The sequence below is a fragment of the Micromonospora sp. NPDC053740 genome (assembly GCF_040677775.1).
Taxonomy (GTDB): domain Bacteria; phylum Actinomycetota; class Actinomycetes; order Mycobacteriales; family Micromonosporaceae; genus Micromonospora; species Micromonospora alfalfae.
On the sequence record NZ_JBFASO010000007.1, the window covers coordinates 359,043 to 380,321 of the forward strand.

Consider the following 21,279-nt stretch of genomic DNA (forward strand, 5'->3'; position numbering starts at 1 on the left):
TAGGGTGGCAGGCACCGGGCCGCAGCCGCGGAATCCGCTCAGCTCCGGCCCGGTGCGCCACACCGCGGCATTCCCAACCCGTCCCGACCGGGAATGCCGTACCACCACCGGCACCAACATTAGGCACCGTCCGGGTCGGCGGGGTGACGCTGACGTGAAGATCGTGTTTCACGCGCTCCGGCGCAGACCGCCCGCCACCTGCTCGGCGATCAATTCGTACGACCGCACCCGGTCCTGCACGTCGTACACCAGCGTGGTCAGCATCAGCTCGTCCGCGCCGGTGCGCTCCACCAGCTCGGTCAGCTGCCGACGCACCGTCTCCGGCGAGCCCATCGCCTGACCGTCGCGGCGCGCCACGACGAACTCCCGCTCGATCTCCGAGTACGGGTAGGCCGCCGCCTCGTCGGGCGTGGACAGCGGCTCCGGCCGCCCGGAACGCAACTTCAGGAACGACAGCGCGCTCGGCCCGGCCAGCCACTCGGCCCGCTCGTCGGTCTCCGCGCACACCGCGTTGACCGCCACCATCGCGTACGGCTTGTCCAGCCACTGCGACGGGCGGAAGTTCTGCCGGTACAGGGCCAACGCCGGCAGGGTGTTCTGCGAGCTGAAGTGGTGCGCGAAGGAGAACGGCAGACCGAGCAGGCCGGCGAGCTGGGCGCTGAAACCGCTGGAGCCCAACAGCCACACGGCCGGCTGCTCACCGCGGCCCGGCGTGGCGATGATCTGCCCCGGCTTCTCCCCGCTGAAGTAGTTCATCAGGTCCGTCAGCTCGCGCGGGAAACCCTCCGCCGACAGGCCCTCCATGGTGCGCCGCAACGCCAGCGCGGTCACCTGGTCGGTGCCCGGCGCCCGCCCGATGCCCAGGTCGATCCGACCGGGGTGCAGCGCCTCCAGGGTGCCGAACTGCTCGGCCACCACCAGCGGCGCGTGGTTGGGCAGCATCACCCCGCCCGACCCCAGCCGGATCGTCGAGGTGTTCGCCGCCAGGTGCGCCAGCAGCACCGCGGGGGCGGAGCTGGCGATCGCTGGCATGTTGTGGTGCTCGGCCACCCAGAACCGGTGGTAGCCCAACTCCTCGGTGCGGCGTGCCAACTCGGTGGTGGCCTGCAACGCCGCGCCAGCGGTGGTGCCCTTGGCGACCGGGGCAAGATCAAGAACAGACAACGGTACGGTGATCACACGGTCAGCCAACCCGTCACCGACCGGCTTTGTTCCAGCATGCGGGTTTTCGTCGGCCACCTCACCCGGCGCTCAGCCCATCCCACGCGCCTGTTCGAAGATCAGACTGGTCTGCGTGTGCTGCACGACCGGGTCCACCGCCAGGTGGTCCAGCACGAAGTCCCGCAACGAGTCGCCGGACGCCGCCCGCACATGCAGCACGTAGTCCTCGGCGCCGGCCACGTGGAACACCGACACCACCCCCGGCAGCCGCACCGACCGGGCCCGGAACGCGTCCACCGCCGCCCGCTCGTGCGCTGTCAACCGCACCGACACCAACGCCTGCAACGGCAGGCCTAGCGCCGCCGGATCCACCTCAGCGTGAAAACCACGGATCGCGCCGCGCTCGCGCAGCGCCCGGGTACGCGTCAGACACGTCGACGGCGCCACACCCACCCGCTCGGCGAGCGCATTGTTGGGCAACCGGCCGTCCGCCGCCAGCTCGGTCAGGATCGCGCGGTCCACCTCATCCAGGGCCTGGTACGGCCGCAGATCATTCGGCTCAGGGGGCATTGCGCCATCCTCGCCCGAACTCAACACGGAAACCAACTCATTTTGCAGAATCATCTGCCGAACCGTTGCCCGACAGCCGCCAGATGTTCGACCCTACCGCCATGACAACGATGGACACCCGGGCCGTACACGCCGGTCGCGACGACCTCCGCACCCTCGGCGTGCACGTACCACCCATCGACCTGTCGACCACCAACCCGCTGCCCTCAGTCGACGACGGCGGTGCCGCGTACGAGCAACTCGCCACCGGCGGAACCCTGCCCGCCGACGGCAGCGCCGTCTACCAACGGCTCTGGAACCCCACCGTCGCCCGCTTCGAAACCGCCCTCGCCGAGTTGGAAGGCACCGCCCAGGCCGTCGCCTTCGCCAGCGGAATGGCCGCCCTCACCGCCACCCTGCTCGCCGCCGCCCGCGCCGACCGCAGACACGTCGTCGCTGTCCGACCCCTCTACGGCGGCACCGACCACGTCCTCGCCACCGGCCTGCTCGGCACCACAGTCACCTGGACGCGCCCCGACGAGGTCGCCGCCGCCATCCGCCCCGACACCGCGCTGGTCATCGTCGAGACACCCGCCAACCCCACAGTCGACCTGGTCGACATCGCCGCCCTCGCCGCCGCTGCCGGCGACATCCCACTGCTTGTCGACAACACCGTCGCCACCCCCGTACTGCAACAACCCGCCCGGCACGGCGCCACCCTCGTCCTGCACAGCGCCACCAAGAGCATCGGCGGTCACGGCGACGTCCTCGCCGGTGTCGTCGCCTGCGACGACACCTGGGCCGTACGCCTACGCCAGGTCCGCGCGGTCACCGGCGCGATCCTGCACCCCCTCGGCGGCTACCTGCTGCACCGCGGCCTGCAAACCCTGCCGCTGCGGGTCCGCGCCCAACAGGCCAGCGCCGAGAAACTCGCCGGTTGGCTCGCCGACCACCCCGCCGTACAGCGGGTGCACCACCCCTCGGTGCACGACCCGGCGGCGCTGGTCGGGCGGCAGATGTCCGGACCCGGCAGCCTGCTCGCCTTCGAGGTACGCGGCGGCGCGCCAGCCGCGGCCGCCGTCGCCGGCGCCTGCCGCCTCATCACCCACGCGGTGTCCCTCGGCGGCGTGGACACCCTCATCCAGCACCCCGCCTCACTCACCCACCGGCCGGTCGAGGGCGACGCCAAACCCGCAGCCGCACTGCTGCGCCTCTCGGTCGGCCTCGAAGACCCCGAAGACCTGCGCGCCGACCTGGCCCACGCCCTCGACGTGATCGCCTGAGCCTCAGCGCAGCTCGCGGTTGCCCAGCACCCGCACCGGCGAACCCTGCCGAGCCACCCGCAGCATGGCCCGACCGATCCCGTCGGTGGTGGTGACCTGATTCGGCAGCAACCGACGCAGCACCGGAAACAGCGGACTGGTGACCGCGTAGCCGAACCGGTACCACCGCGTCTTCGACACCGCCCCGTACGTCGGCTGGATGAAACCCGGCCGCGCCGCGTAACCGTTGGGCAGCAGATCCATGATCGCGTTCTCGGCGCGACCCTTGACCCGCGCCCACATCACCCGACCCCGACCCGACGAGTCGGTCCCCTGACCCGAGACGTAGACGAAAGTGAGCTGCGGGCTCACCTGCGCGAACAACCGCGCCGCGGCGAGGGGGTAGTCGTAGCTGACCCGGGTGTACGCGGCCTCGTCCAGACCCAGCGAGGACACCCCCAGGCAGTAGAAACACGCGTCGACACCGGTCAACTCGGCCCGCACCGCTTCCAACTCGCCCACGTCCGCGACGGTCAGCTCCCGCAGCTTCGGATCCTGCCGGCCGGTCGGCCGACGACCGACGGTGAGCACCTCCGTCACGTCATCGGCGAGCAGGCACTCGCGCAACACACCCTGGCCGACCATCCCGGTCGCACCGAAGACAACCACCCGCATCAGATCGCACCCCTGTCGCCGCCACTGCCACCGGCCATCCGGCCGCGCGTCAGTCAGGCTGCCACGGTCGGCGTGATCCGCGCGGTACCGCTCAGGACTTGGGGCCGACGTGCCGGTCCAGTGTGGCGACGGCGTCGCGTCGCGCCACCGACAGCGAGTTGCGTCGGTTCATCCGCCAGGTGACGCCGAGCAGGTCGAGGCTCCACTGGCAGAGCCGCATGATGTCGGCCGACTCGTTGACGAACATGTACCGCGGGTAGACGTAAGCCTTGCCGCGCACCGTCACCCGGTTGGCGAACCGACAGCCGTCGGAGTGGAACAGTCCACGCAGGAAGTCGCCCGGGTGTCGTTCGAGGATCGGTCGCTGCCAGTCGGCCAGGACGATCGGTCGCTCGTGCTTCTTACCTGGGCCGTGCTGCGGCAACAGGCACGGCCAGTGCGCCCCGCTGCTCTCGACCGAGATGCAGCCCTGCTTGGGGATCCGCTGCACACGCGCGGCGAGCACGGCGAGCATGGCGGCCTCGCACGCGCCGGTGAGATCCGGATAGGTGGCCGTGCAAGCGATTCGGAGCACCGGGACCTTTGGTGACATGGCCAGATGGCCGTCACCCAGGTAGAGACCAAGCAGGTAGGCGTAGGCAGCGGGGTCGGTCGGATTCTCGACATCCGACCGGCACCGGAAGCACCGAAGCTCCGTGCCGCGCTTCACCGGTTCCGGTCGATCGACGCACCAGTGCCAGACCGTCGCGTACGGCAGGGAGAGTGTGCGCGCTACTGCGTGGATGTTGTGTCCGCGAGCGCGGAGGGCGCGGGCCTGTGCCCGCATCTGCGGTGGATGCACGCCCACATCGTCGAACACGTGTATGACAAAGTGCCGGGAGCGGGATTCGAACCCGCAAGCCCTTTCGGGCAGAAGTGTTTGAGACTTCCGTGTATGCCGTTCCACCATCCCGGCGGGTGGCGCCTACTGTACCCGACTACTCTCATGCGGGAGCATGGGTGGTAGCCGTGCAGTGATCGATGGTGGGGGTAGGGCTGGTGGCTGAGACGCCGACGGATGCCGAGCGTAGGCGCGTACTGATCGCCGAGGACGAGGCGCTGATCCGGCTGGACCTCGCCGAGATGCTCGTCGAAGAGGGTTACGAGGTGGTGGGGGAGGCCGGTGACGGCGAGACAGCCGTACGCCTCGCCGAGGAGCTGAAGCCCGACCTCGTCATCCTCGACATCAAGATGCCGATCATGGACGGGCTGGCCGCCGCCGAGCGCATCGCCGGTGCCCGGATCGCCCCGGTGATCATTCTGACCGCGTTCAGCCAGCGTGATCTGGTGGAGCGGGCGCGGGCGGCTGGCGCGATGGCGTACCTGGTGAAGCCCTTCCAGAAGAGCGACCTGGTCCCGGCGGTGGAGATCGCGCTGTCGCGTTACTCGGAGGTCGCGGCCCTGGAGGCGGAGGTCGCGAGCCTGACCGACCGGCTGGAGATCCGTAAGTCGGTGGAGCGCGCCAAGGGCGCGTTGATGACCACGTACGGCATGACCGAGCCGCAGGCGTTCAAGTGGATCCAACGCACGGCGATGGACCACCGGATGACCATGAAAGAGGTTGCCGAGCGGATCCTCGCGGAGACCGCCGGTGGCGAGGTGACCCTGCCGGCACCCTGACCGGCATCGATCCATGCGGCGGCGGGTGGGGGCAGTGCTCGGCGTTCTCGCCGTGCTGGTGGCCGCCTGTGAGGTCTCGGCCTGTCCCGACTGTGCGGAGCCGCTACCGGTCCGGCCGGCCTGGCAGTCGGTGGTCCTGCCGGACACGCCGGGTGTGCCGGGTCGACCGGTGCTGCGCGACGCCACCGCCTGTGCCGACCGGTGGTACGTGGTCGGCGGCGTGGTCGATCCGGCCGGGGGGACCCGCCCGGCCGCCTGGAGCAGCACGGACGCCAATTCCTGGGTGCCGCTGCCGACGGAGCCAGTGACGTTCTACGGGCAGCAGCACGTGCTCTCCGCGGCGGCCTGCCGGGAGGGACGGCTGGCGGCGGTCGGGGCGAAGAGCGGGGGCGTGCACGGCAATCCCCGCACCGGCACCTGGAGGCAGGCGTCGGACGGCGCGCTGCACGAGGTGGACGCGCCCTTCGAGCGGTATGCCGGGCCGCGCGCAGTCAGCGTGGCCGGGCTGGCGGCGGGGCCGCGGGGCTGGTTGATCGCCGGTAGTCGGATCGACGGTGCGGCGGTCTGGATCTCCCCGGATGCGGCCGGGTTCGCGCTGGTGGAGGGCGCACCAGAGCTGGCCGGTGACGAGCGGGGGCGGACGGCGGCGTACGACGCGGTCGCCGTGCCGTCGGGCTGGCTGATGGTGGGTGCGCTGCTGCCGCCCGGGGGTACCGCGCTGGTGCCGCTGGCCTGGTCCTCGGCGGACGGCCGGAGCTGGCGGCGGTCCGCCCTGCCGGTGGTGGACGGGCGGGGGCAGGCGCAGCGGGTGGCGGTGCTTGGCGACGTGTCGGTGGCGGTCGGGCCGGTGCGGGCTGGATTCGGCAGTTGGCGGCTGACCGCGCAGGGCTGGCGGCCGGCGGGCAGGTTCGGGGCGGCCGGACCGGGTGTGGCGTCGGCGGCGGGGCTGGTGGCCGTCGGGCAGAGGTTGGTGGCGGTGACGAGGGACGGGGACCGTCACGCACTGTGGCTCTCGGTCGATGCGGGCGAGTCGTGGCGGGCGATGACCATGCCGCAGCCGGTACCGGACAGCGGAGACACTGCGGTCGCGGTGACCTCGACGGGAGATCGACTGCTGTTGGTGGCGGACGATGGAAAAACGTCGCGTGCCTGGTGGGCGGGGGTTTCAGACCTCGATCGGCAGCTGACGGAGGCCCACTCGCCGGCCCCGAAGAAACGAAGGTGAAAAAGCTTCACGACCGAAGGTTCTTACAGGGATCGTTTCCAATCCGCCACGGCGTGTAACGGTTCGGTCAACCCGCTCGCTTGGGTCTTACGTCACAGCTCCACGGTGGGATAACGTCCGGCCCCAGACCGGCGACGACGGTCTGGTTCGTCCGCCCCCCGCAAGGGCCAATAGCCAGCGGGTGGTTCGGACCATGGGACGAGGAGGGTTCGGGCCTTGAGGCAAAAGCTCGCGCGCGTTATCGGTGGGGTCGCCATGGTGGCGCTCGTCGCCGGCGGAACCGCATGCTCCAGTGGCGACGATGCGGCAGGCGGGGGCGGTGACGCCTGCGGCAGCAAGATCGCATTCTTCGGCGCGCTGACCGGCAGCTCGGCCGCGCTCGGCATCAACGAGAACAACGGTGTCAAGCTCGCCGTCGACAAGTACAACAAGGAAAACGCCGACTGCAAGGTCGAGCTGGCCTCCCTGGACTCGCAGGGCAGCCCGGACCAGGCGCCTGGTCTGGCACAGAAGGCGATCGACGACACCAAGATCCTTGGCGTCGTCGGCCCGGCCTACTCGGGTGAGTCCGAGGCTGCCGGCCCGCTGTTCAACGAGGCCGGCCTGGTGACCATCACCCCGTCCGCCACCCGGCCGAGCCTGGCCGAGCAGAAGTGGAAGACCTTCTTCCGCGCGGTCGGCAACGACTTCAGCCAGGGCCCGGCGGCCGGCAACTACATGAAGAACGTGATGAAGGCCGACAAGGTCTACGTCATCGACGACCAGTCCGCGTACGGTGCCGGCCTGGCCGACGAGGTCAAGAAGCTGCTCGGCTCGGCGGTTGTCGGCTCGGACAAGGTCCAGGGCGAGGGCAAGCAGACCGAGTTCTCCGGCGTGGTCACCAAGGTCAAGGCCGCCAACGTGAAGGCGATCTTCTACGGCGGTTACTACCAGGAGGCTGGCCTGATCCGTAAGCAGCTCACCGCTGCCGGGGTCACCGCGCCGCTGGTCGCTGGCGACGGCGTCAACGACGGCGCGTACATCACCTCCGCTGGTCAGGCGGCGGCCGAGGGCACCATCCTCACCTGCCCGTGCCAGCCGGCCGCTGAGGCCCGGGGCACCTTCGTGCAGGAGTTCAAGGCGCTCAACGGCACCGACCCGGGCACCTACAGCGACACCGCCTACGACGCGGCGAACATCCTGCTGGCCGGTATCAAGGCTGGCAAGACCACCCGTGAGGGCCTGCTGGAGTTCGTGAAGGGCTACAGCGGCGAGGGTGTCGCGGCGAGCTACAAGTTCACCGAGACCGGCGAGCTGGACCCGGCTCAGGTCAAGGTGTGGGCCTTCAAGGTCACCGGCGGCAAGGTTGTCCCGGACCAGGAGATCCCGAAGTCCTGATGTTGGTCGCTGCTTCGGCGATTGAGTTGTGATCGCGGGTGCGGCCGGGAGCTGCTCGCTCCCGGCCGCACCCCAATTTTCTCTCCAGACGTGATGGAGCGTCCCTCCCTTGGACTTCAATGGACTGTTCTCCAACTTCGGGGAACTCACCACGACCGGCCTGACGCAGGGCGCGATCTACGCCCTGGTCGCGCTCGGCTACACGCTGGTCTACGGCGTGCTGAGACTCATCAACTTCGCTCACTCCGAGGTCTTCATCGCCGGCGCGTTCGCGGCGATCTGGACCTGGAACGGCTTTGGACTCGACCAGAACTCACAGGTCAGCGGGGTTGGATCGATCCTGTTCTACCTGCTGGTGGCGATGATCGTCGCCGCCATCGCTTCGGCGGGCACGGCGACGGTGATCGAGCGGGTGGCGTACCGGCCGTTGCGTAAGCGCAACGCCCCGCCGCTGGCCTTCCTGATCACCGCGATCGGCGCCTCTATCGCGATCTCCGAGGCCTTCGGCATCTGGACCCGCCGACTGCCCGAGGGCGCGCCCAGTCTGGTGAGCAGCAAGCCGCTGTTCCACCTCTTCGGTGTGCCGATCGACTCGGTGCAGCTGCTGACGATTGGCGCGGCGCTGCTGATGATGGTCCTGCTGGACCTCTTCATCAACCGCAGCCGTACCGGCCGGGGCATCCGGGCCGTGGCCCAGGACGCCAACACCGCCGCGCTGATGGGCGTGAACAAGGACCGGATCATCCTGATGGTCTTCATCACCGGTGGTTCCATGGCCGGCGTAGCCGGTCTGCTCTACGACGTGCGGATCCAGACCCTGACCTACAGCGTCGGCTTCCTGCTGGGGCTCAAGGCCTTCACCGCCGCGGTGCTGGGTGGTATCGGCAACCTGCGCGGCGCGCTGATCGGTGGCCTGCTGCTGGGCGTGGTGGAGAACTACGCCGCCGGTCTGTTCGGCAGTCAGTGGAAGGACTTCGCTGCCTTCGCGGTGTTGGTGGTGCTGCTGATGTTCCGGCCTACCGGTCTGCTGGGCGAATCGCTGGGGAGGGCACGGGCATGACGACCGTCCTGGAGAGGGTGCGCTCCGGCCGCGAGGCGGCCGGAGAACGGTGGCGCGGGGCGCCGCGCTGGGTGCGTTGGGCGCTGCTGGTCGCGGTGATCGCGTTCTTCTACGCGCTGCCGAACAGGGAGTTCTACCAGTATCTCGGGCCGATCCCGACCCCCGGTGCGAACTTCACACAGGTGCTGTTCACCGTCTCGATCTACGTGCTGCTGGCCGTCGGGTTGAACATCGTGGTCGGTTTCGCCGGCCTGCTCGACCTGGGCTACTTCGGCTTCTTCGCCGTCGGCGCGTACACCGTCGCGGTGCTGACCTCGCCGAGCAGCAACCTCAAGACCCTCTGGCCGTGGCTGCTCGTGGTGCCGCTGGCGATCGGGCTGACAATGCTCTCGGGTGTGATGCTCGGTACGCCGACGCTGCGTCTGCGCGGTGACTACCTGGCGATCGTGACGCTCGGCTTCGCCGAGATGATCCGGATCGCCGCGGTCAGCTCGGAGTTCCTCAAGGGCCAGCGGGGTTTCAACCAGATCCCGCACCCGCCCGGCAAGTACGCCGACGGCAAGCCGTTCTTCGGCGTGCTGGACGCCCGGCCGTACTACTGGCTGGTGCTCACGCTGATCATCCTGGTGGTGATCGGTGTGCGGAACCTGACGCACAGTCGGGTCGGTCGGGCCTGGATCTCGATCCGGGAGGACGAGGACGCCGCGCAGCTGATGGGTGTGCCAACGTTCAAGTTCAAGCTCTGGGCGTTCGCCTCGGGTGCCGCGATCGCCGGTCTGGCCGGCGCGCTCTTCGCCGGTAAGCAGAACTTCGTCAACTCGCAGAACTTCGAGCTGCTCAACTCGATCATCATCCTGGCGGCGGTGATCTTCGGTGGTTCGGGGAACATCGTCGGCGCGATCGTCGGTGGTGGCCTGGTGGCGTACATGATCGAGCGGTTCCGCGGCATCGAGCTGTTCGGCGTGGAGCTGTACGAGTACCGGTTCCTGATCTTCGGTCTGGTCCTCGTGGTGATGATGATCTTCCGGCCGGAAGGCCTGATTCCGAACCGACGACGGGCGGCGGAGTTCAAAGACCGTCGCAAGGAGGTGATCGTCGGTGAGTGACACCGATCAGACGCCGGCTGTTCCGGCGCAGGCCGGCGCGCCCGCGATGGAGGCGGTCCCCAGCCGGGAGCCGCTGCTGGAGGTCGACGGCGTCACGCTGCGCTTCGGCGGCGTGGTCGCGCTCGACAACGTCAACTTCACCCTCTACAAGGGGGAGATCCTTGGGCTGATCGGCCCGAACGGCGCTGGCAAGACCACCTGCTTCAACGCGATGACCGGCATCTACCAGCCCACCAAGGGTGAGATCCGGTTCCGTGGCGGCAAGATCAGCGGGAAGAAGCGCCACCAGATCACCCAACTGGGTATGGCCCGGACGTTCCAGAACATCCGCCTGTTCCCGGAGATGACCGCCCTGGAGAACGTCCAGGTCGGCGCGGACGCGCACCACAAGACCAGTGTGCTGTCCGCTCTGTTCCGGTTGCCCCGGCACAGGCGCGAGGAGCGCGAGGGTCGGGAGAAGGCCGAGCGGCTGCTGGAGTTCGTCGGCATCCGGCACCGGCTGCACGAGTTCGCCCGCAACCTCTCCTACGGGGAGCAGCGGCGGTTGGAGATCGCCCGGGCGCTGGCCACCGATCCGGTGCTGCTCTGCCTGGACGAGCCGGCCGCTGGCTTCAACCCGGCGGAGAAGGAGGAACTGCTCCAGCTCATCCGGCAGGTCCGGGACACCGGCGTGACAGTGCTGCTGATCGAGCACGACATGCGCCTGGTCATGGGCGTCACTGACCGGATCGTCGTGCTGGAGTTCGGAAAGAAGATCGCCGAGGGGCTGCCCGCCGAGGTGCGGGACAACCCGAAGGTGGTCGCGGCGTACCTGGGGGTGCCGGACGATGTTGCTTGAGATCGACGATGTGAGCCTGCTCTACGGGCGGATCCAGGCGTTGCACGGCATCAGCCTGACCGTGGCCGAGGGTGAGATCGTCGCGCTGATCGGCGCCAACGGCGCCGGGAAGTCGACCACCATGCGGGCGATCTCCGGGATTCGGCCGATCGCCACCGGCAGCATCCGTTTCGACGGTGAGGACATCTCGAAGCTCCGGGCGGACCTGCGGGTCCGGCGAGGGCTCTGCCAGGCGCCCGAGGGCCGGGGGATCTTCCCCGGCATGTCGGTGCTCGAGAATCTGGACATGGGGGCGTACACCCGGCGCGACCGCGCCGGCATCGCCGAGGACCTGGCCCGGGTGCTCGATCTCTTCCCCAGGCTGGCGGAGCGACGTAAGCAGGCCGGAGGTACCCTTTCCGGCGGCGAGCAGCAGATGCTGGCGGTCGGTAGGGCGTTGATGAGCCGGCCCAAGCTGCTGCTGCTCGACGAGCCCTCGATGGGGTTGGCGCCGATGCTGATCCAACAGATCTTCGACATCATCAAGGAGATCAACGAGCAGGGCACCACCGTCCTGCTGGTGGAGCAGAACGCGCAGCAGGCGCTGGCCCGAGCGCACCGGGCGTACGTGCTAGAGACCGGCAAGATCGTCAAGACCGGAACCGGCGCCGAGCTGCTGCACGACCCGGCGGTCAAAGAGGCATACCTCGGCGTGGCCTGAGCGGCCGTCACACCCCTCACGCAAGGAGTGCAGAGACATGTTCAATACCAACGGTGCCCGCCGGGCGGCGCTCGGTGCCGCCAGTGCGGCGCTGATCGCCCTCTCGCTGACGGCGTGTGGGGAGAAGGAGAACAGCGGCTCGCCCGGCGCCGGTCCGACCGTCACGGCGGCGGCCGACTCGGCGTTGGCCGGGAAGGTGCCCGACGCGATCAAGGCCGACGGTGTGATCAAGGTCGGCACCGACTCGACGTACGCCCCGGCGGAGTTCCTCGACGCCGACGGCAAGACGGTGGTCGGCTTCGACGTCGAGCTGTTCAACGCGGTGGCGCAGAAGCTCGGTCTCAAGGCCGAGTACGAGTCGTCGCCCTTCGACGCGGTCCTGCCCGGTGTCGACTCGGGCAAGTACGAGATCGGTGTCTCGTCGTTCACGATCAACGCCGAGCGGCTCAAGAGCGTCAACATGGTGAGCTACTTCTCCGCCGGTACCCAGTGGGCGACCAAGGCCGGCAACGCGGCCAAGATCGACATTGAGAACGCCTGCGGCAAGAAGATCGCCGTGCAGACCGGCACCGTGCAGTTCGACGACATCACCGCCCGGTCGAAGAAGTGCACCACCGGCGGCAAGCCGGCGATCACCATCGACCAGTACCAGGCGCAGAGCGACGCCACGGCCGCGGTCTTCAGCGGCAAGAACGACGCCATGCTGGCCGACTCGCCGGTCGGGGCGTACGCGGTGAAGCAGAGCAACGGCGCGCTGGAGCTGGTCGGCGACATCTACGAGTCCGCCCCGTACGGCTACGCCGTCAAGAAGGACCAGACCGCCTTCGCCGAGGTGCTCAAGGAGGCCGTCCAGGCGGTCATCGCTGACGGCTCGTACCAGACCGCGTTGAAGAAGTGGGGCGTCGAGGGCGGCGCCATCACCTCCTCGGCGCTGAACCCCGCCAGCTGACGCATGTCGTCGGAAACGGACACAACCGAACGGGCACGGCCGGAACCCATCCAGGCCGTGCCCGTCCGGCATCCCGGACGTTGGGTCGCGGTCGCCGTGATCGGGGTGCTGGTGGCCATGTTTGTCCACCTGTTGGTGACGAACAAGGCGTTCAACTGGGCGTTCATGGTCGACGAGATGTTCCGGCCGCCGATCATGGAGGGTCTGCGCGGTACCCTCGCGCTGACAGTGCTCGCGATGGTGATCGGGGTCAGTCTCGGCGTTGTCGTCGCCATCATGCGGTTGTCGGAGAACCCGATCCTGCGGGGCGTCTCCTGGGCGTACACCTGGTTCTTCCGGGCGGTGCCCCGGCTGGTGCTGGCGATCCTCTTCGGCAACCTCGGCATCCTCTGGGCCCGGATCGAGTTCGGGCTCCCGTTCGATCGGCAGATCGGCGCGCTCTTCGGAGTCGACGACTTCGAAGCACGCCTGTTCGGCTTCTCCGCGCTGGAGATCCTCACCGGATTCGTCGCCGGCATGCTGGCCCTCGGGCTCTCCGAGGCGGCGTACATGGCCGAGATCGTTCGGGCCGGGATCCAGTCGGTGGATGAGGGGCAGACCGAGGCGGCGCAGGCGCTGGGCCTGAGCCGTACCCAGATCCTGCGCCGCATCGTGCTGCCGCAGGCGATGCGGGTGATCATCCCGCCGACCGGCAACGAGACCATCGCGATGCTCAAGGACACCTCGCTGGTGGCCTTCGTGCCGGTCTCCACCGAGCTGTTCTTCCAGCTCAAGGCCGTGGGTAACCGGACCTTCCAGGTCTTCCCGATGTACGTGGCGGCCTGCCTGTGGTACTTGCTGCTGACCAGCGTCCTGCTCGTCGGGCAGTACTACCTGGAGCGGCACTTCTCCAAGGGGTTCGGCCGGAGCGCCCAGGCGAAGATCAGACTGCGCGGGATCACCGCGGAGGCGGGCGGTAGCACGAGCGAGGCGGGTCGGTGATGACGCAGGTGACGACACCGGCGGAGGCCGAGGGAACTGCGGGCGACGGCGTGATGGTCCGTGCTGAGCAGGTGCACAAGTCGTTCGGGTCGGTGGAGGTGCTCAAGGGCATCGACCTGGAGGTCCGCAGCGGCGAGGTCTGTTGTCTGCTCGGGCCCTCCGGCTCGGGCAAGTCGACGTTCCTGCGCTGCATCAACCACCTGGAGAAGATCAACGCCGGCCGGATCCGGGTGGACGGCGACCTGATCGGCTACCGGGAGCGCGGCGGCAAGCTGCACGAGATGCGGGAAAAGGAGATCGCCACCCAGCGCCGCGCGATCGGCATGGTGTTCCAGCGGTTCAACCTCTTTCCGCACATGACCGCCCTGCAGAACGTCGCCGAGGCGCCGGTGCTGTTGGGCCGGGAGCGCAAGGCCGCCGCCCGGGACCGGGCCGCCGCGCTGCTCCAGCGGGTCGGGCTCGGCGACAAGCTGGGCAACTACCCCGGTCAGCTCTCCGGCGGGCAGCAGCAGCGGGTGGCCATCGCCCGGGCCCTGGCCATGCAGCCGAAGCTGATGCTCTTCGACGAGCCCACCAGCGCGCTCGACCCGGAGTTGGTCGGCGAGGTGCTCGACGTGATGAAGGACCTGGCCCGCGACGGCATGACGATGATCGTGGTGACCCATGAGATCGGCTTCGCCCGGGAGGTCGGCGACTCGCTGGTCTTCATGGACGACGGTGTGGTGGTGGAGTCCGGCGCGCCGCGCGAGGTGATCGCCAACCCCCGGCACGACCGGACGAAGGCGTTCCTGGCCAAGGTGCTCTGAGCCGGTACCCGGCGCGGCCGATCTGTTCGGCCGCGCCGGGCGTCGTGCCGGTGTCCCGTCCTGTCGTAGCGGCGGGCTAGAGTCGCTGCCGTGACAGCTACGACACCGCGCCTGCTTCTCGTTGACGGACATTCCATGGCATACCGGGCGTTCTTCGCCCTGCCTGTGGAAAACTTCTCCACCACGACGGGGCAGCCGACCAACGCGGTGTACGGCTTCACCTCGATGCTGATCAACGTGCTGCGCGACGAGCAGCCCACCCACATCGTCGTGGCCTTCGACGTCTCCCGCCACTCCTTCCGCACCGACAAATACGCGGAGTACAAGGCCGGCCGCAGTGAGACCCCGACCGACTTCAAGGGCCAGGTCAGCCTGGTCAAGGAGGTCCTGGCCGCGCTGCAGATCCCGGTGGTCGAGAAAGAGGGCTTCGAGGCCGACGACGTCATCGCCACGCTCGCCTCCCAGGCCCGCGACCAGGGCATGTCGGTGCTGATCAGCAGCGGTGACCGCGACGCGTTCCAACTTGTCGACGATCAGATCACCGTCCTCTACCCGCGTAAGGGCGTCTCCGACCTGGCCCGGATGGACCCGGCGGCGATCGAGGCGAAGTACGGCGTTCCGCCACAGCAGTACCGGGACCTCGCCGCGCTGGTCGGCGAGACCAGTGACAACCTGCCCGGCATCCCGGGCGTCGGCCCGAAGACCGCGGCCAAGTGGATCACCACGTACGGCGGGGTGGAGGGCGTGATCGCCCGGGCCGACGAGATCAAGGGCAAGGCCGGCGACAGCCTGCGGGAGCGGCTCGCCGACGTGATCCGCAACTACGAGATCAACTGTCTCGTCTCCGACCTGGAGCTGCCGCTGCGCCCGGAGGACAGCCGCTGGACGGGTTGGGACCGGGAGGCGGTGCACCAGGTCTTCGACACCCTGGAGTTCCGCATCCTGCGCGACCGTCTCTACCAGTACCTGGAGGCGGTCGAGCCGGAGGCCGAGTCCGGCTTCGACCTCACCGGCGAGGTGCTCACCGAGCCCGGCGCGCTGGCCGGGTGGCTGACCACGCACGTTCCGAGCGGCACCCCGGTCGGCTTGGCGGTCAAACTCGACACCGGCCCCAACCGCCGGCACACCGCCTCGATCACCGGTCTCGCGCTGGCCACCGCCGGTGGCGCGGCGGCCTGGGTCGACCCGGCAAGGCTCGACCCGACCGACGAGGGCGCCCTGGCTGCCTGGTTGGCCGACGAGCAGCGCCCCAAGGTGCTGCACGACAGCAAGCCGGCCGTGCTGGCCTGCGCCGCGCACGGCTGGCAGCTCGCCGGCATCGTCCGGGACACCCAGATCGCCGCGTACCTGGCCCGCCCCGATCAGCGGTCCTACGACCTGACCGACCTGGCGCTGCGCTACCTGCACCGGGAGCTGCGGGTGGACGTCCCGGAGTCCGGCCAGCTCACGCTCGACGGCCTCGGCGACGAGGGGGTGGTCGAGCAGAACCTGATGCTCCAGGCCCGTGCCACCCTCGACCTGGCCGACGCTATCGACGCCGAGCTGTCCCGCGACGGAGAGCAGTCCGCCCGGCTGATGGCCGGCGTGGAACTGCCGTTGATGCGGGTGCTGGCCACCATGGAGAGCACCGGCATCGCCGCCGACACCCACTATCTCTCGGAGCTGGAGGCCCACTTCGCCGCCGAGGTGAAGGCCGCCGCGCAGGGCGCGTACGAGGCGGTGGGTCGGGAGTTCAACCTCGGCTCGCCCAAGCAGTTGCAGGAGATCCTCTTCACCGAGCTGGGTCTGCCGAAGACCAAGAAGATCAAGACGGGCTACACCACCGACGCCGACGCCCTGCAGTGGCTCTACGCGCAGCAGCCACACGCGGTGCTTGCCCACCTGCTGCGTCACCGGGACGTTGCCAAGCTGAAGTCGACAGTCGACGGGCTGCTGAAGTCGGTCTCCGACGACGGCCGGATCCACACCACCTTCAACCAGACAGTGGCGGCCACCGGTCGGCTCTCCTCCACCGAGCCCAACCTGCAGAACATCCCGATCCGCACCGAGGAGGGCCGTCGGATCCGTCGGGCCTTCGTGGTGGGAGACGGCTACGAGTGTCTGCTCACCGCCGACTACAGCCAGATCGAGATGCGCATCATGGCGCACCTCAGCTCGGACGACGCGCTGATCGACGCGTTCAACTCCGGCGCCGACTTCCACGCCGCCACCGCCTCGTCGGTCTTCGGGGTGCCGCTCGGCGATGTCACCCCCGACCAGCGCCGCAAGATCAAGGCCATGAACTACGGCCTCGCGTACGGCCTGAGCGCCTTCGGCCTGTCCCAACAGCTCAGCATCAGCACCGAAGAGGCACGCGGGCTGATGGAGAACTACTTCGCCGGCTTCGGTGGGGTGCGCGACTACCTCCAGCAGGTGGTCGCCCGGGCCCGCCAGGACGGCTACACCTCCACCATCCTCGGCCGACGCCGTTATCTGCCCGACCTGGTCAGCGACAACCGGCAGCGCCGGGACATCGCGGAGCGGATGGCGCTCAACGCCCCCATCCAGGGCTCCGCCGCCGACATCATCAAGGTGGCGATGCTGCACGTCGACACCGCGCTCCGCGAGGCTGGGCTGGGCTCACGGATGCTGTTGCAGGTGCACGACGAACTGGTCTTCGAGGTCGCGCCCGGTGAGCGGGAGTCGTTGGAGGCCCTGGTCCGCCAGGAGATGGGCGGGGCGTACCCGTTGTCGGTGCCGCTGGAGGTGTCCGTCGGTCTGGGTCGGGACTGGAACAGCGCCGACCACTGATGTGGTTGCGGTGTGGGGGTTCCGGGGCAGCCCGACCCACTCCGTGCGGTCAGGCTTGACCCCTGCGTGGGTCGGGCTGCCCCGGAACCCCTGACCGGGTTGCCCTGGTCGCGGCCGTGACATGTCGAATCAGGGTGGTAGTGCTGGTCCTGCTGGACCAGCCGGTTACTTCAGGGGGTCGTGGCCCCAGTTCATGAGCGACCAACGCCACTTGGTGTCGCGAACGTTGCCAGCGGGGCGCTGCGCCATGTGCCGGCGCACGTAGCCGACGACCTTGCGCATGTGCTTGTAGTCGCCGTCGGACAGGTCACCGCGTTTGCGGCGGAGCAGATTGATGATCTTCCGCCCGGATTCGTGTCCGACGGACTCGCCGCCACCAGCACGACCACCCTTGTGCCAGCCGACCTGCTTCGACTCGTCGGTCTCCAGCCATGTGGACAGCTCACCGGGCTTCATGTTCACCGCTTCGGTGAACTCCCGGTAGGTGTCCCGGCCGTCGTCACCTCTGCTCATGGCGCAGCGCCTCGGGCCGGTGGGCCACGTCGCGGCCCGTGCCGCCACTGCGGACCCGGTACTGCGGGTCGTCAGGGGCCGCGTTCACGGCCCGCCCGCGGATCCGCGTCCGCTCGGTGATCGTCCCTTGCACCACGCCGTACGCGCGGCTGCCGTGGGCCGACCAGGAGACATGGTCGCCCTTGTGAAATCTCGGTTCGGCCATGGCCCTCGGCTACCCGGGGCGGCCAAGCCGAAACGACTACGGCGTGATCTCGGCGACCGGCAGCTTGATGTCGAACGGCTCGGTCAGCTCGATCACGTCGGCGCCGTCGGCGACCAGCTCGTACTGCCGCTCACCGCCCGGCCCCACCCGATCGCCGATCCGGTACGCGTACACGTGCACCGGGTCCTGCTCGATCCGCCAGTAGAACGGGATGCCGGCGGCGGCGTACTCACCCGGCTTCGCGAACCGGTCGATCCGTCGCGTGCCCGGCGAAACGATCTCGACGGCGAGAACGACGTCGGCGGGCCGCAGGATGGAGTGAGCGGACGCCACGTCGGCCCGGTGTAACAGCACGTCGGGCTGTCGGCTCGTGTTGTGGCTGAGCTTGACACCGATGGCCTGGGCAGCGCCGAGGTGCTGCGGCGCGTGGTTGTGCAGCCAGAGCCACAGCAGGCTGGAAATGTTCTGGTGGCCCAGGGTGGGGGAGGGTGTCACCTGGATAACTCCGTCGACGAGTTCGACGCGGGGGGCGTCGTCCGGCAGAGCGAGCAGGTCCTCCAGCGTGTAGTCGGCACGCTGCTGCCGCATCGGGTCCGGACACCAGGGGCCAGGTGATGTCGGGATGGGCTCGGCGCTCATGGGGCCGAGCCTACCGGCGATCGATGGCTCGCACCTCGGACAACGGGTGCGGCGCGCTCACCCGGCGGGCTTCTCGGTGACGAAGATGGCGGTGCCGGGGAAGAGTCGTCCGCGCAGCGGGCTCCACTGCCCCCAGATCCCCTCGTGTCCCTGCGGCCACTCCGGCTCCACCAGGTCCAGCAGCCGGAACCCGGCGCCGACCAGCTCGCGGATCCGGTCGCCGAGGGTGCGGTGCTGCTCGACGTAGGTGGCCACGCCGCTCTCGTCCTGCTCCACGTACGGGGAGCGGTCGAAGTACGAGTGCACTGCCGTCAGGCCGCCCTCGCCGGGGTCGTCGAGGAAGATCCACCGCATCGGGTGGGTCACCGAGAACACCCATCGGCCGCCGGGGCGTAGCACCCGGTGCACCTCGGCGAGCAGCGCCGCCGAGTCGTCCACGAACGGGATCGCGCCGAACGCGGTGCAGGCGACGTCGAACGACCGGTCGGCGAACGGCAGGGCGAGCGCGTCGGCCTGCACCAGCGGTACGCGTACCCCGGTGCGGTCGGCGGCCTCGGCGGCGTGCCGCAACATGCCGGCGGACAGGTCGAAGGCGACCGGCCGGGCACCCTGGGTGGCGAGCCAGCGGGCGGCGGCCGCGGCGCCGGCGCCCACCTCCAGCACCCGCCGCCCCGACACGTCGCCGAGCAACCGGGCGTCGGCCTCGCGCAGGCCCTCGGGGCACCACACGAAGTCCACGTCGCCGAGGAACGCGCCGTGTTCGGCCTGGTAGTCGTCGGCGTCGGTGTCCCACCAGCCGCGGTTGGCGCGCCGGGCCTCGGCGTCACCCACCCGGCGCCGGGTAACCCGGCTGTCGTCATCCACGCGCTCACGCTAGGCCCCTCCCACCCCATCGGGTACGGCGGCGCGTCCACGATCCACGCGACTCCTCGCGGGCGGGCGCGGCGGCGGGGCCGGAGGGGCCGTTGTGACGCAGGAGACAGCAGGGGTCTTTTCCGGGCGATTGTTCGGCTTTCGCAGGTCATCGCACGAAGAGAAGCCGGGAGGGCTTGCACGCTGTGGTAATGCGCACGGTAGGCTAGACGATGCGCTCGCGGATCGCGTTGCCTCGGCAGGGAGCAGGTGCGCGGTCGACGGAGCCACATCATGATCTCACTAGGCGATCGTTCGGTGTGCCCGGCGACGGATCCGCTGGCGCGAACAGGTCACTGCGACACACCAGCCTGCTGTGACAACCCACCGACCGGAGCAACCGCCCACATGACGAGCAGCATCGAGGCCCCCTCGAGCGCCACCCGGGTCACCCACGACGATCTCGGTTCCGAGGAGGCATTCCTCGCCGCGATCGACGAGACCATCAAGTACTTCAACGACGGCGACATTGTCGAAGGCACCGTCGTCAAGGTCGATCGGGACGAGGTCCTGCTCGACATCGGCTACAAGACCGAGGGTGTCATCCCCTCTCGGGAGTTGTCGATCAAGCACGACGTGGACCCCGCCGAGGTTGTGACGGTTGGCGACCACATCGAGGCCCTGGTCCTCCAGAAGGAGGACAAGGAGGGTCGTCTGATCCTCTCCAAGAAGCGGGCACAGTACGAGCGGGCCTGGGGCACGATCGAGAAGATCAAGGACGAGGACGGCGTCGTCCGCGGTTCGGTCATCGAGGTGGTCAAGGGCGGCCTCATCCTCGACATCGGGCTGCGCGGCTTCCTGCCCGCGTCCCTGGTCGAGATGCGTCGTGTGCGCGACCTGCAGCCGTACGTCGGGCGGGAGCTCGAAGCCAAGATCATCGAGCTGGACAAGAACCGCAACAACGTGGTCCTGTCCCGCCGGGCCTGGCTGGAGCAGACGCAGTCCGAGGTGCGCACCGAGTTCCTCAACAAGCTGCAGAAGGGCCAGGTCCGCAAGGGCGTCGTGTCCTCGATCGTCAACTTCGGCGCCTTCGTGGACCTGGGCGGCGTCGACGGTCTGGTGCACGTCTCCGAGCTGTCCTGGAAGCACATCGACCACCCGTCCGAGGTCGTCGAGGTGGGCCAGGAGGTCGAGGTCGAGGTCCTGGACGTCGACCTGGACCGCGAGCGGGTCTCGCTGTCGCTGAAGGCGACCCAGGAAGACCCGTGGCGGCAGTTCGCCCGCACCCACGCGATCCAGCAGATCGTGCCGGGCAAGGTCACCAAGCTGGTTCCGTTCGGTGCGTTCGTCCGCGTGGACGACGGCATCGAGGGCCTGGTCCACATCTCCGAGCTGGCCGAGCGCCACGTGGAGATCCCGGAGCAGGTCGTCCAGGTTGGCTCCGAGGTCATGGTCAAGGTCATCGACATTGACCTTGAGCGTCGCCGGATCTCGCTGTCGCTCAAGCAGGCCAACGAGGGCTTCGTCGAGGGCGAGGAGCACTTCGACCCGACCCTCTACGGCATGGCCGCGACGTACGACACCGAGGGCAACTACATCTACCCCGAGGGCTTCGACCCGGAGACGGGCGAGTGGCTCGAGGGGTACGACAAGCAGCGCGAGACCTGGGAGAACCAGTACGCCGAGGCTCGTCTGCGCTGGGAGGCCCACACCAAGCAGGTGCAGACCTCTCGGGCCGCCGACGCCGAGGCTGCCGCCAACCCGACCCCGGCCGTTCCGGCCGCTGGCGGCGGCGGTGGCGGTGGCACCACCTCCTCGTCCAGCCCGGCCCCCAGCCGGCAGGCCGAGGAGCCGGCCGGCACGCTGGCCACCGACGAGGCGCTCGCCGCACTGCGGGAGAAGCTCGCCGGCGGTAAGTGACCCGCTGAACGA

At 69.1% G+C, this 21,279-nt stretch carries 21 protein-coding genes and 1 tRNA gene; 13 read left to right on the forward strand and 9 right to left on the reverse strand.

Translation table 11 applies throughout. The features are described 5' to 3' along the window. Positions 1-168: 168 nt before the first annotated feature. The gene (locus tag AB0K35_RS20710; protein ID WP_238671665.1) at positions 169-1,179 is read right to left on the reverse strand and encodes an LLM class flavin-dependent oxidoreductase; all 1,011 of its coding nucleotides are present in this window, start codon (positions 1,177-1,179) and stop codon (positions 169-171) included. Positions 1,180-1,251: 72 nt separating this feature from the next. Further along, complete coding sequence (locus tag AB0K35_RS20715; protein ID WP_238671664.1) at positions 1,252-1,731, reverse strand: Lrp/AsnC family transcriptional regulator; 480 nt, start codon at positions 1,729-1,731, stop codon at positions 1,252-1,254. 83 nt (positions 1,732-1,814) lie between these two features. Between AB0K35_RS20715 and AB0K35_RS20720 the strand changes: the two genes are divergently transcribed. Next, complete coding sequence (locus AB0K35_RS20720; RefSeq protein WP_238671663.1) at positions 1,815-2,993, forward strand: aminotransferase class I/II-fold pyridoxal phosphate-dependent enzyme; 1,179 nt, start codon at positions 1,815-1,817, stop codon at positions 2,991-2,993. 3 nt (positions 2,994-2,996) lie between these two features. Here the strand turns inward: AB0K35_RS20720 and AB0K35_RS20725 are convergent, their stop codons facing one another. From AB0K35_RS20725 to AB0K35_RS20735, 3 genes are all read right to left on the reverse strand, one after another. Beyond that, positions 2,997-3,647, reverse strand: a complete 651-nt coding sequence (locus tag AB0K35_RS20725) for an NAD-dependent epimerase/dehydratase family protein (RefSeq protein WP_363886893.1) — start codon at positions 3,645-3,647, stop codon at positions 2,997-2,999. A gap of 91 nt (positions 3,648-3,738) precedes the next feature. Further along, positions 3,739-4,221, reverse strand: coding sequence for a hypothetical protein (locus AB0K35_RS20730; RefSeq protein ID WP_238671661.1), 483 nt, complete (start codon positions 4,219-4,221; stop codon positions 3,739-3,741). Between the two features lie 298 nt (positions 4,222-4,519). Then, a tRNA-Leu gene (locus AB0K35_RS20735) sits at positions 4,520-4,602 on the reverse strand. Positions 4,603-4,685: 83 nt separating this feature from the next. On the opposite strand from AB0K35_RS20735, the gene AB0K35_RS20740 reads away from it, so the two are divergent. From AB0K35_RS20740 to polA, 11 genes are all read left to right on the forward strand, one after another. Then, a complete protein-coding gene (locus AB0K35_RS20740; protein WP_091408093.1) occupies positions 4,686-5,306 on the forward strand; it encodes a response regulator in 621 nt (206 codons plus the stop codon). Between the two features lie 13 nt (positions 5,307-5,319). Continuing rightward, positions 5,320-6,531, forward strand: coding sequence for a hypothetical protein (locus AB0K35_RS20745; protein ID WP_363886895.1), 1,212 nt, complete (start codon positions 5,320-5,322; stop codon positions 6,529-6,531). 216 nt (positions 6,532-6,747) lie between these two features. Further along, positions 6,748-7,908: a branched-chain amino acid ABC transporter substrate-binding protein gene (locus tag AB0K35_RS20750; protein ID WP_238671659.1), complete on the forward strand. Its 1,161-nt coding sequence runs from the start codon at positions 6,748-6,750 to the stop codon at positions 7,906-7,908. Between the two features lie 109 nt (positions 7,909-8,017). Beyond that, complete coding sequence (locus tag AB0K35_RS20755; protein WP_124853572.1) at positions 8,018-8,968, forward strand: branched-chain amino acid ABC transporter permease; 951 nt, start codon at positions 8,018-8,020, stop codon at positions 8,966-8,968. Beyond that, positions 8,965-10,074 (forward strand): branched-chain amino acid ABC transporter permease, encoded by a 1,110-nt coding sequence (locus AB0K35_RS20760; protein WP_091407909.1) that lies wholly within the window; start codon positions 8,965-8,967, stop codon positions 10,072-10,074. Before AB0K35_RS20755 ends, AB0K35_RS20760 begins: the two co-directional genes overlap by 4 nt. A 46-nt stretch (positions 10,075-10,120) precedes the next feature. Beyond that, complete coding sequence (locus tag AB0K35_RS20765; protein WP_238671670.1) at positions 10,121-10,912, forward strand: ABC transporter ATP-binding protein; 792 nt, start codon at positions 10,121-10,123, stop codon at positions 10,910-10,912. Further along, a complete protein-coding gene (locus AB0K35_RS20770) occupies positions 10,902-11,612 on the forward strand; it encodes an ABC transporter ATP-binding protein (RefSeq protein ID WP_238671658.1) in 711 nt (236 codons plus the stop codon). The genes AB0K35_RS20765 and AB0K35_RS20770 overlap by 11 nt, the downstream gene beginning before the upstream one ends. A 37-nt stretch (positions 11,613-11,649) precedes the next feature. Further along, entirely contained in the window at positions 11,650-12,561 is a 912-nt protein-coding gene (locus tag AB0K35_RS20775) for an ABC transporter substrate-binding protein (RefSeq protein WP_363886898.1), read from the forward strand. Between the two features lie 3 nt (positions 12,562-12,564). Continuing rightward, positions 12,565-13,542: an amino acid ABC transporter permease gene (locus tag AB0K35_RS20780; protein WP_238671656.1), complete on the forward strand. Its 978-nt coding sequence runs from the start codon at positions 12,565-12,567 to the stop codon at positions 13,540-13,542. After that, positions 13,542-14,348 (forward strand): amino acid ABC transporter ATP-binding protein, encoded by an 807-nt coding sequence (locus AB0K35_RS20785; RefSeq protein WP_274526426.1) that lies wholly within the window; start codon positions 13,542-13,544, stop codon positions 14,346-14,348. The genes AB0K35_RS20780 and AB0K35_RS20785 overlap by 1 nt, the downstream gene beginning before the upstream one ends. A 90-nt stretch (positions 14,349-14,438) precedes the next feature. Then, positions 14,439-17,138 (forward strand): DNA polymerase I, encoded by a 2,700-nt coding sequence (gene polA / locus AB0K35_RS20790; protein WP_238671655.1) that lies wholly within the window; start codon positions 14,439-14,441, stop codon positions 17,136-17,138. A gap of 165 nt (positions 17,139-17,303) precedes the next feature. Here polA and AB0K35_RS20795 read toward each other — a convergent pair whose 3' ends face one another. The 4 genes from AB0K35_RS20795 to AB0K35_RS20810 are packed head-to-tail and all read right to left on the reverse strand — an operon-like array spanning position 17,304 to position 19,359. Further along, positions 17,304-17,651: a DUF3140 domain-containing protein gene (locus AB0K35_RS20795; protein ID WP_308193575.1), complete on the reverse strand. Its 348-nt coding sequence runs from the start codon at positions 17,649-17,651 to the stop codon at positions 17,304-17,306. Further along, positions 17,638-17,856, reverse strand: coding sequence for a DUF2945 domain-containing protein (locus tag AB0K35_RS20800; protein WP_363886902.1), 219 nt, complete (start codon positions 17,854-17,856; stop codon positions 17,638-17,640). Before AB0K35_RS20800 ends, AB0K35_RS20795 begins: the two co-directional genes overlap by 14 nt. A 36-nt stretch (positions 17,857-17,892) precedes the next feature. After that, entirely contained in the window at positions 17,893-18,495 is a 603-nt protein-coding gene (locus AB0K35_RS20805) for a Uma2 family endonuclease (RefSeq protein ID WP_238671653.1), read from the reverse strand. 57 nt (positions 18,496-18,552) lie between these two features. After that, on the reverse strand, positions 18,553-19,359 hold the full coding sequence (locus AB0K35_RS20810; protein WP_238671652.1) for a class I SAM-dependent methyltransferase: 807 nt from the start codon (positions 19,357-19,359) through the stop codon (positions 18,553-18,555). 396 nt (positions 19,360-19,755) lie between these two features. Here AB0K35_RS20810 and rpsA point away from each other — a divergent pair, with 396 nt between their 5' ends. Then, a complete protein-coding gene (rpsA, locus tag AB0K35_RS20815; protein WP_112582670.1) occupies positions 19,756-21,267 on the forward strand; it encodes a 30S ribosomal protein S1 in 1,512 nt (503 codons plus the stop codon). The last annotated feature ends 12 nt before the right edge of the window (positions 21,268-21,279 follow it).

What these genes read in the sequence shown, in the direction of transcription:
- AB0K35_RS20715 (WP_238671664.1), bottom strand. Translation starts at nt 1,731, where the DNA reads ATGCCCCCTGAGCCGAATGATCTGCGGCCGTACCAGGCCCTGGATGAG.
- AB0K35_RS20720 (WP_238671663.1), top strand. Translation starts at nt 1,815, where the DNA reads ATGTTCGACCCTACCGCCATGACAACGATGGACACCCGGGCCGTACAC.
- AB0K35_RS20725 (WP_363886893.1), bottom strand. Translation starts at nt 3,647, where the DNA reads ATGCGGGTGGTTGTCTTCGGTGCGACCGGGATGGTCGGCCAGGGTGTG.
- AB0K35_RS20745 (WP_363886895.1), top strand. Translation starts at nt 5,320, where the DNA reads ATGCGGCGGCGGGTGGGGGCAGTGCTCGGCGTTCTCGCCGTGCTGGTG.
- AB0K35_RS20760 (WP_091407909.1), top strand. Translation starts at nt 8,965, where the DNA reads ATGACGACCGTCCTGGAGAGGGTGCGCTCCGGCCGCGAGGCGGCCGGA.
- AB0K35_RS20765 (WP_238671670.1), top strand. Translation starts at nt 10,121, where the DNA reads ATGGAGGCGGTCCCCAGCCGGGAGCCGCTGCTGGAGGTCGACGGCGTC.
- AB0K35_RS20770 (WP_238671658.1), top strand. Translation starts at nt 10,902, where the DNA reads ATGTTGCTTGAGATCGACGATGTGAGCCTGCTCTACGGGCGGATCCAG.
- AB0K35_RS20775 (WP_363886898.1), top strand. Translation starts at nt 11,650, where the DNA reads ATGTTCAATACCAACGGTGCCCGCCGGGCGGCGCTCGGTGCCGCCAGT.
- AB0K35_RS20780 (WP_238671656.1), top strand. Translation starts at nt 12,565, where the DNA reads ATGTCGTCGGAAACGGACACAACCGAACGGGCACGGCCGGAACCCATC.
- AB0K35_RS20785 (WP_274526426.1), top strand. Translation starts at nt 13,542, where the DNA reads ATGACGCAGGTGACGACACCGGCGGAGGCCGAGGGAACTGCGGGCGAC.
- AB0K35_RS20795 (WP_308193575.1), bottom strand. Translation starts at nt 17,651, where the DNA reads ATGAGCAGAGGTGACGACGGCCGGGACACCTACCGGGAGTTCACCGAA.
- AB0K35_RS20800 (WP_363886902.1), bottom strand. Translation starts at nt 17,856, where the DNA reads ATGGCCGAACCGAGATTTCACAAGGGCGACCATGTCTCCTGGTCGGCC.
- AB0K35_RS20805 (WP_238671653.1), bottom strand. Translation starts at nt 18,495, where the DNA reads ATGAGCGCCGAGCCCATCCCGACATCACCTGGCCCCTGGTGTCCGGAC.
- rpsA (WP_112582670.1), top strand. Translation starts at nt 19,756, where the DNA reads ATGACGAGCAGCATCGAGGCCCCCTCGAGCGCCACCCGGGTCACCCAC.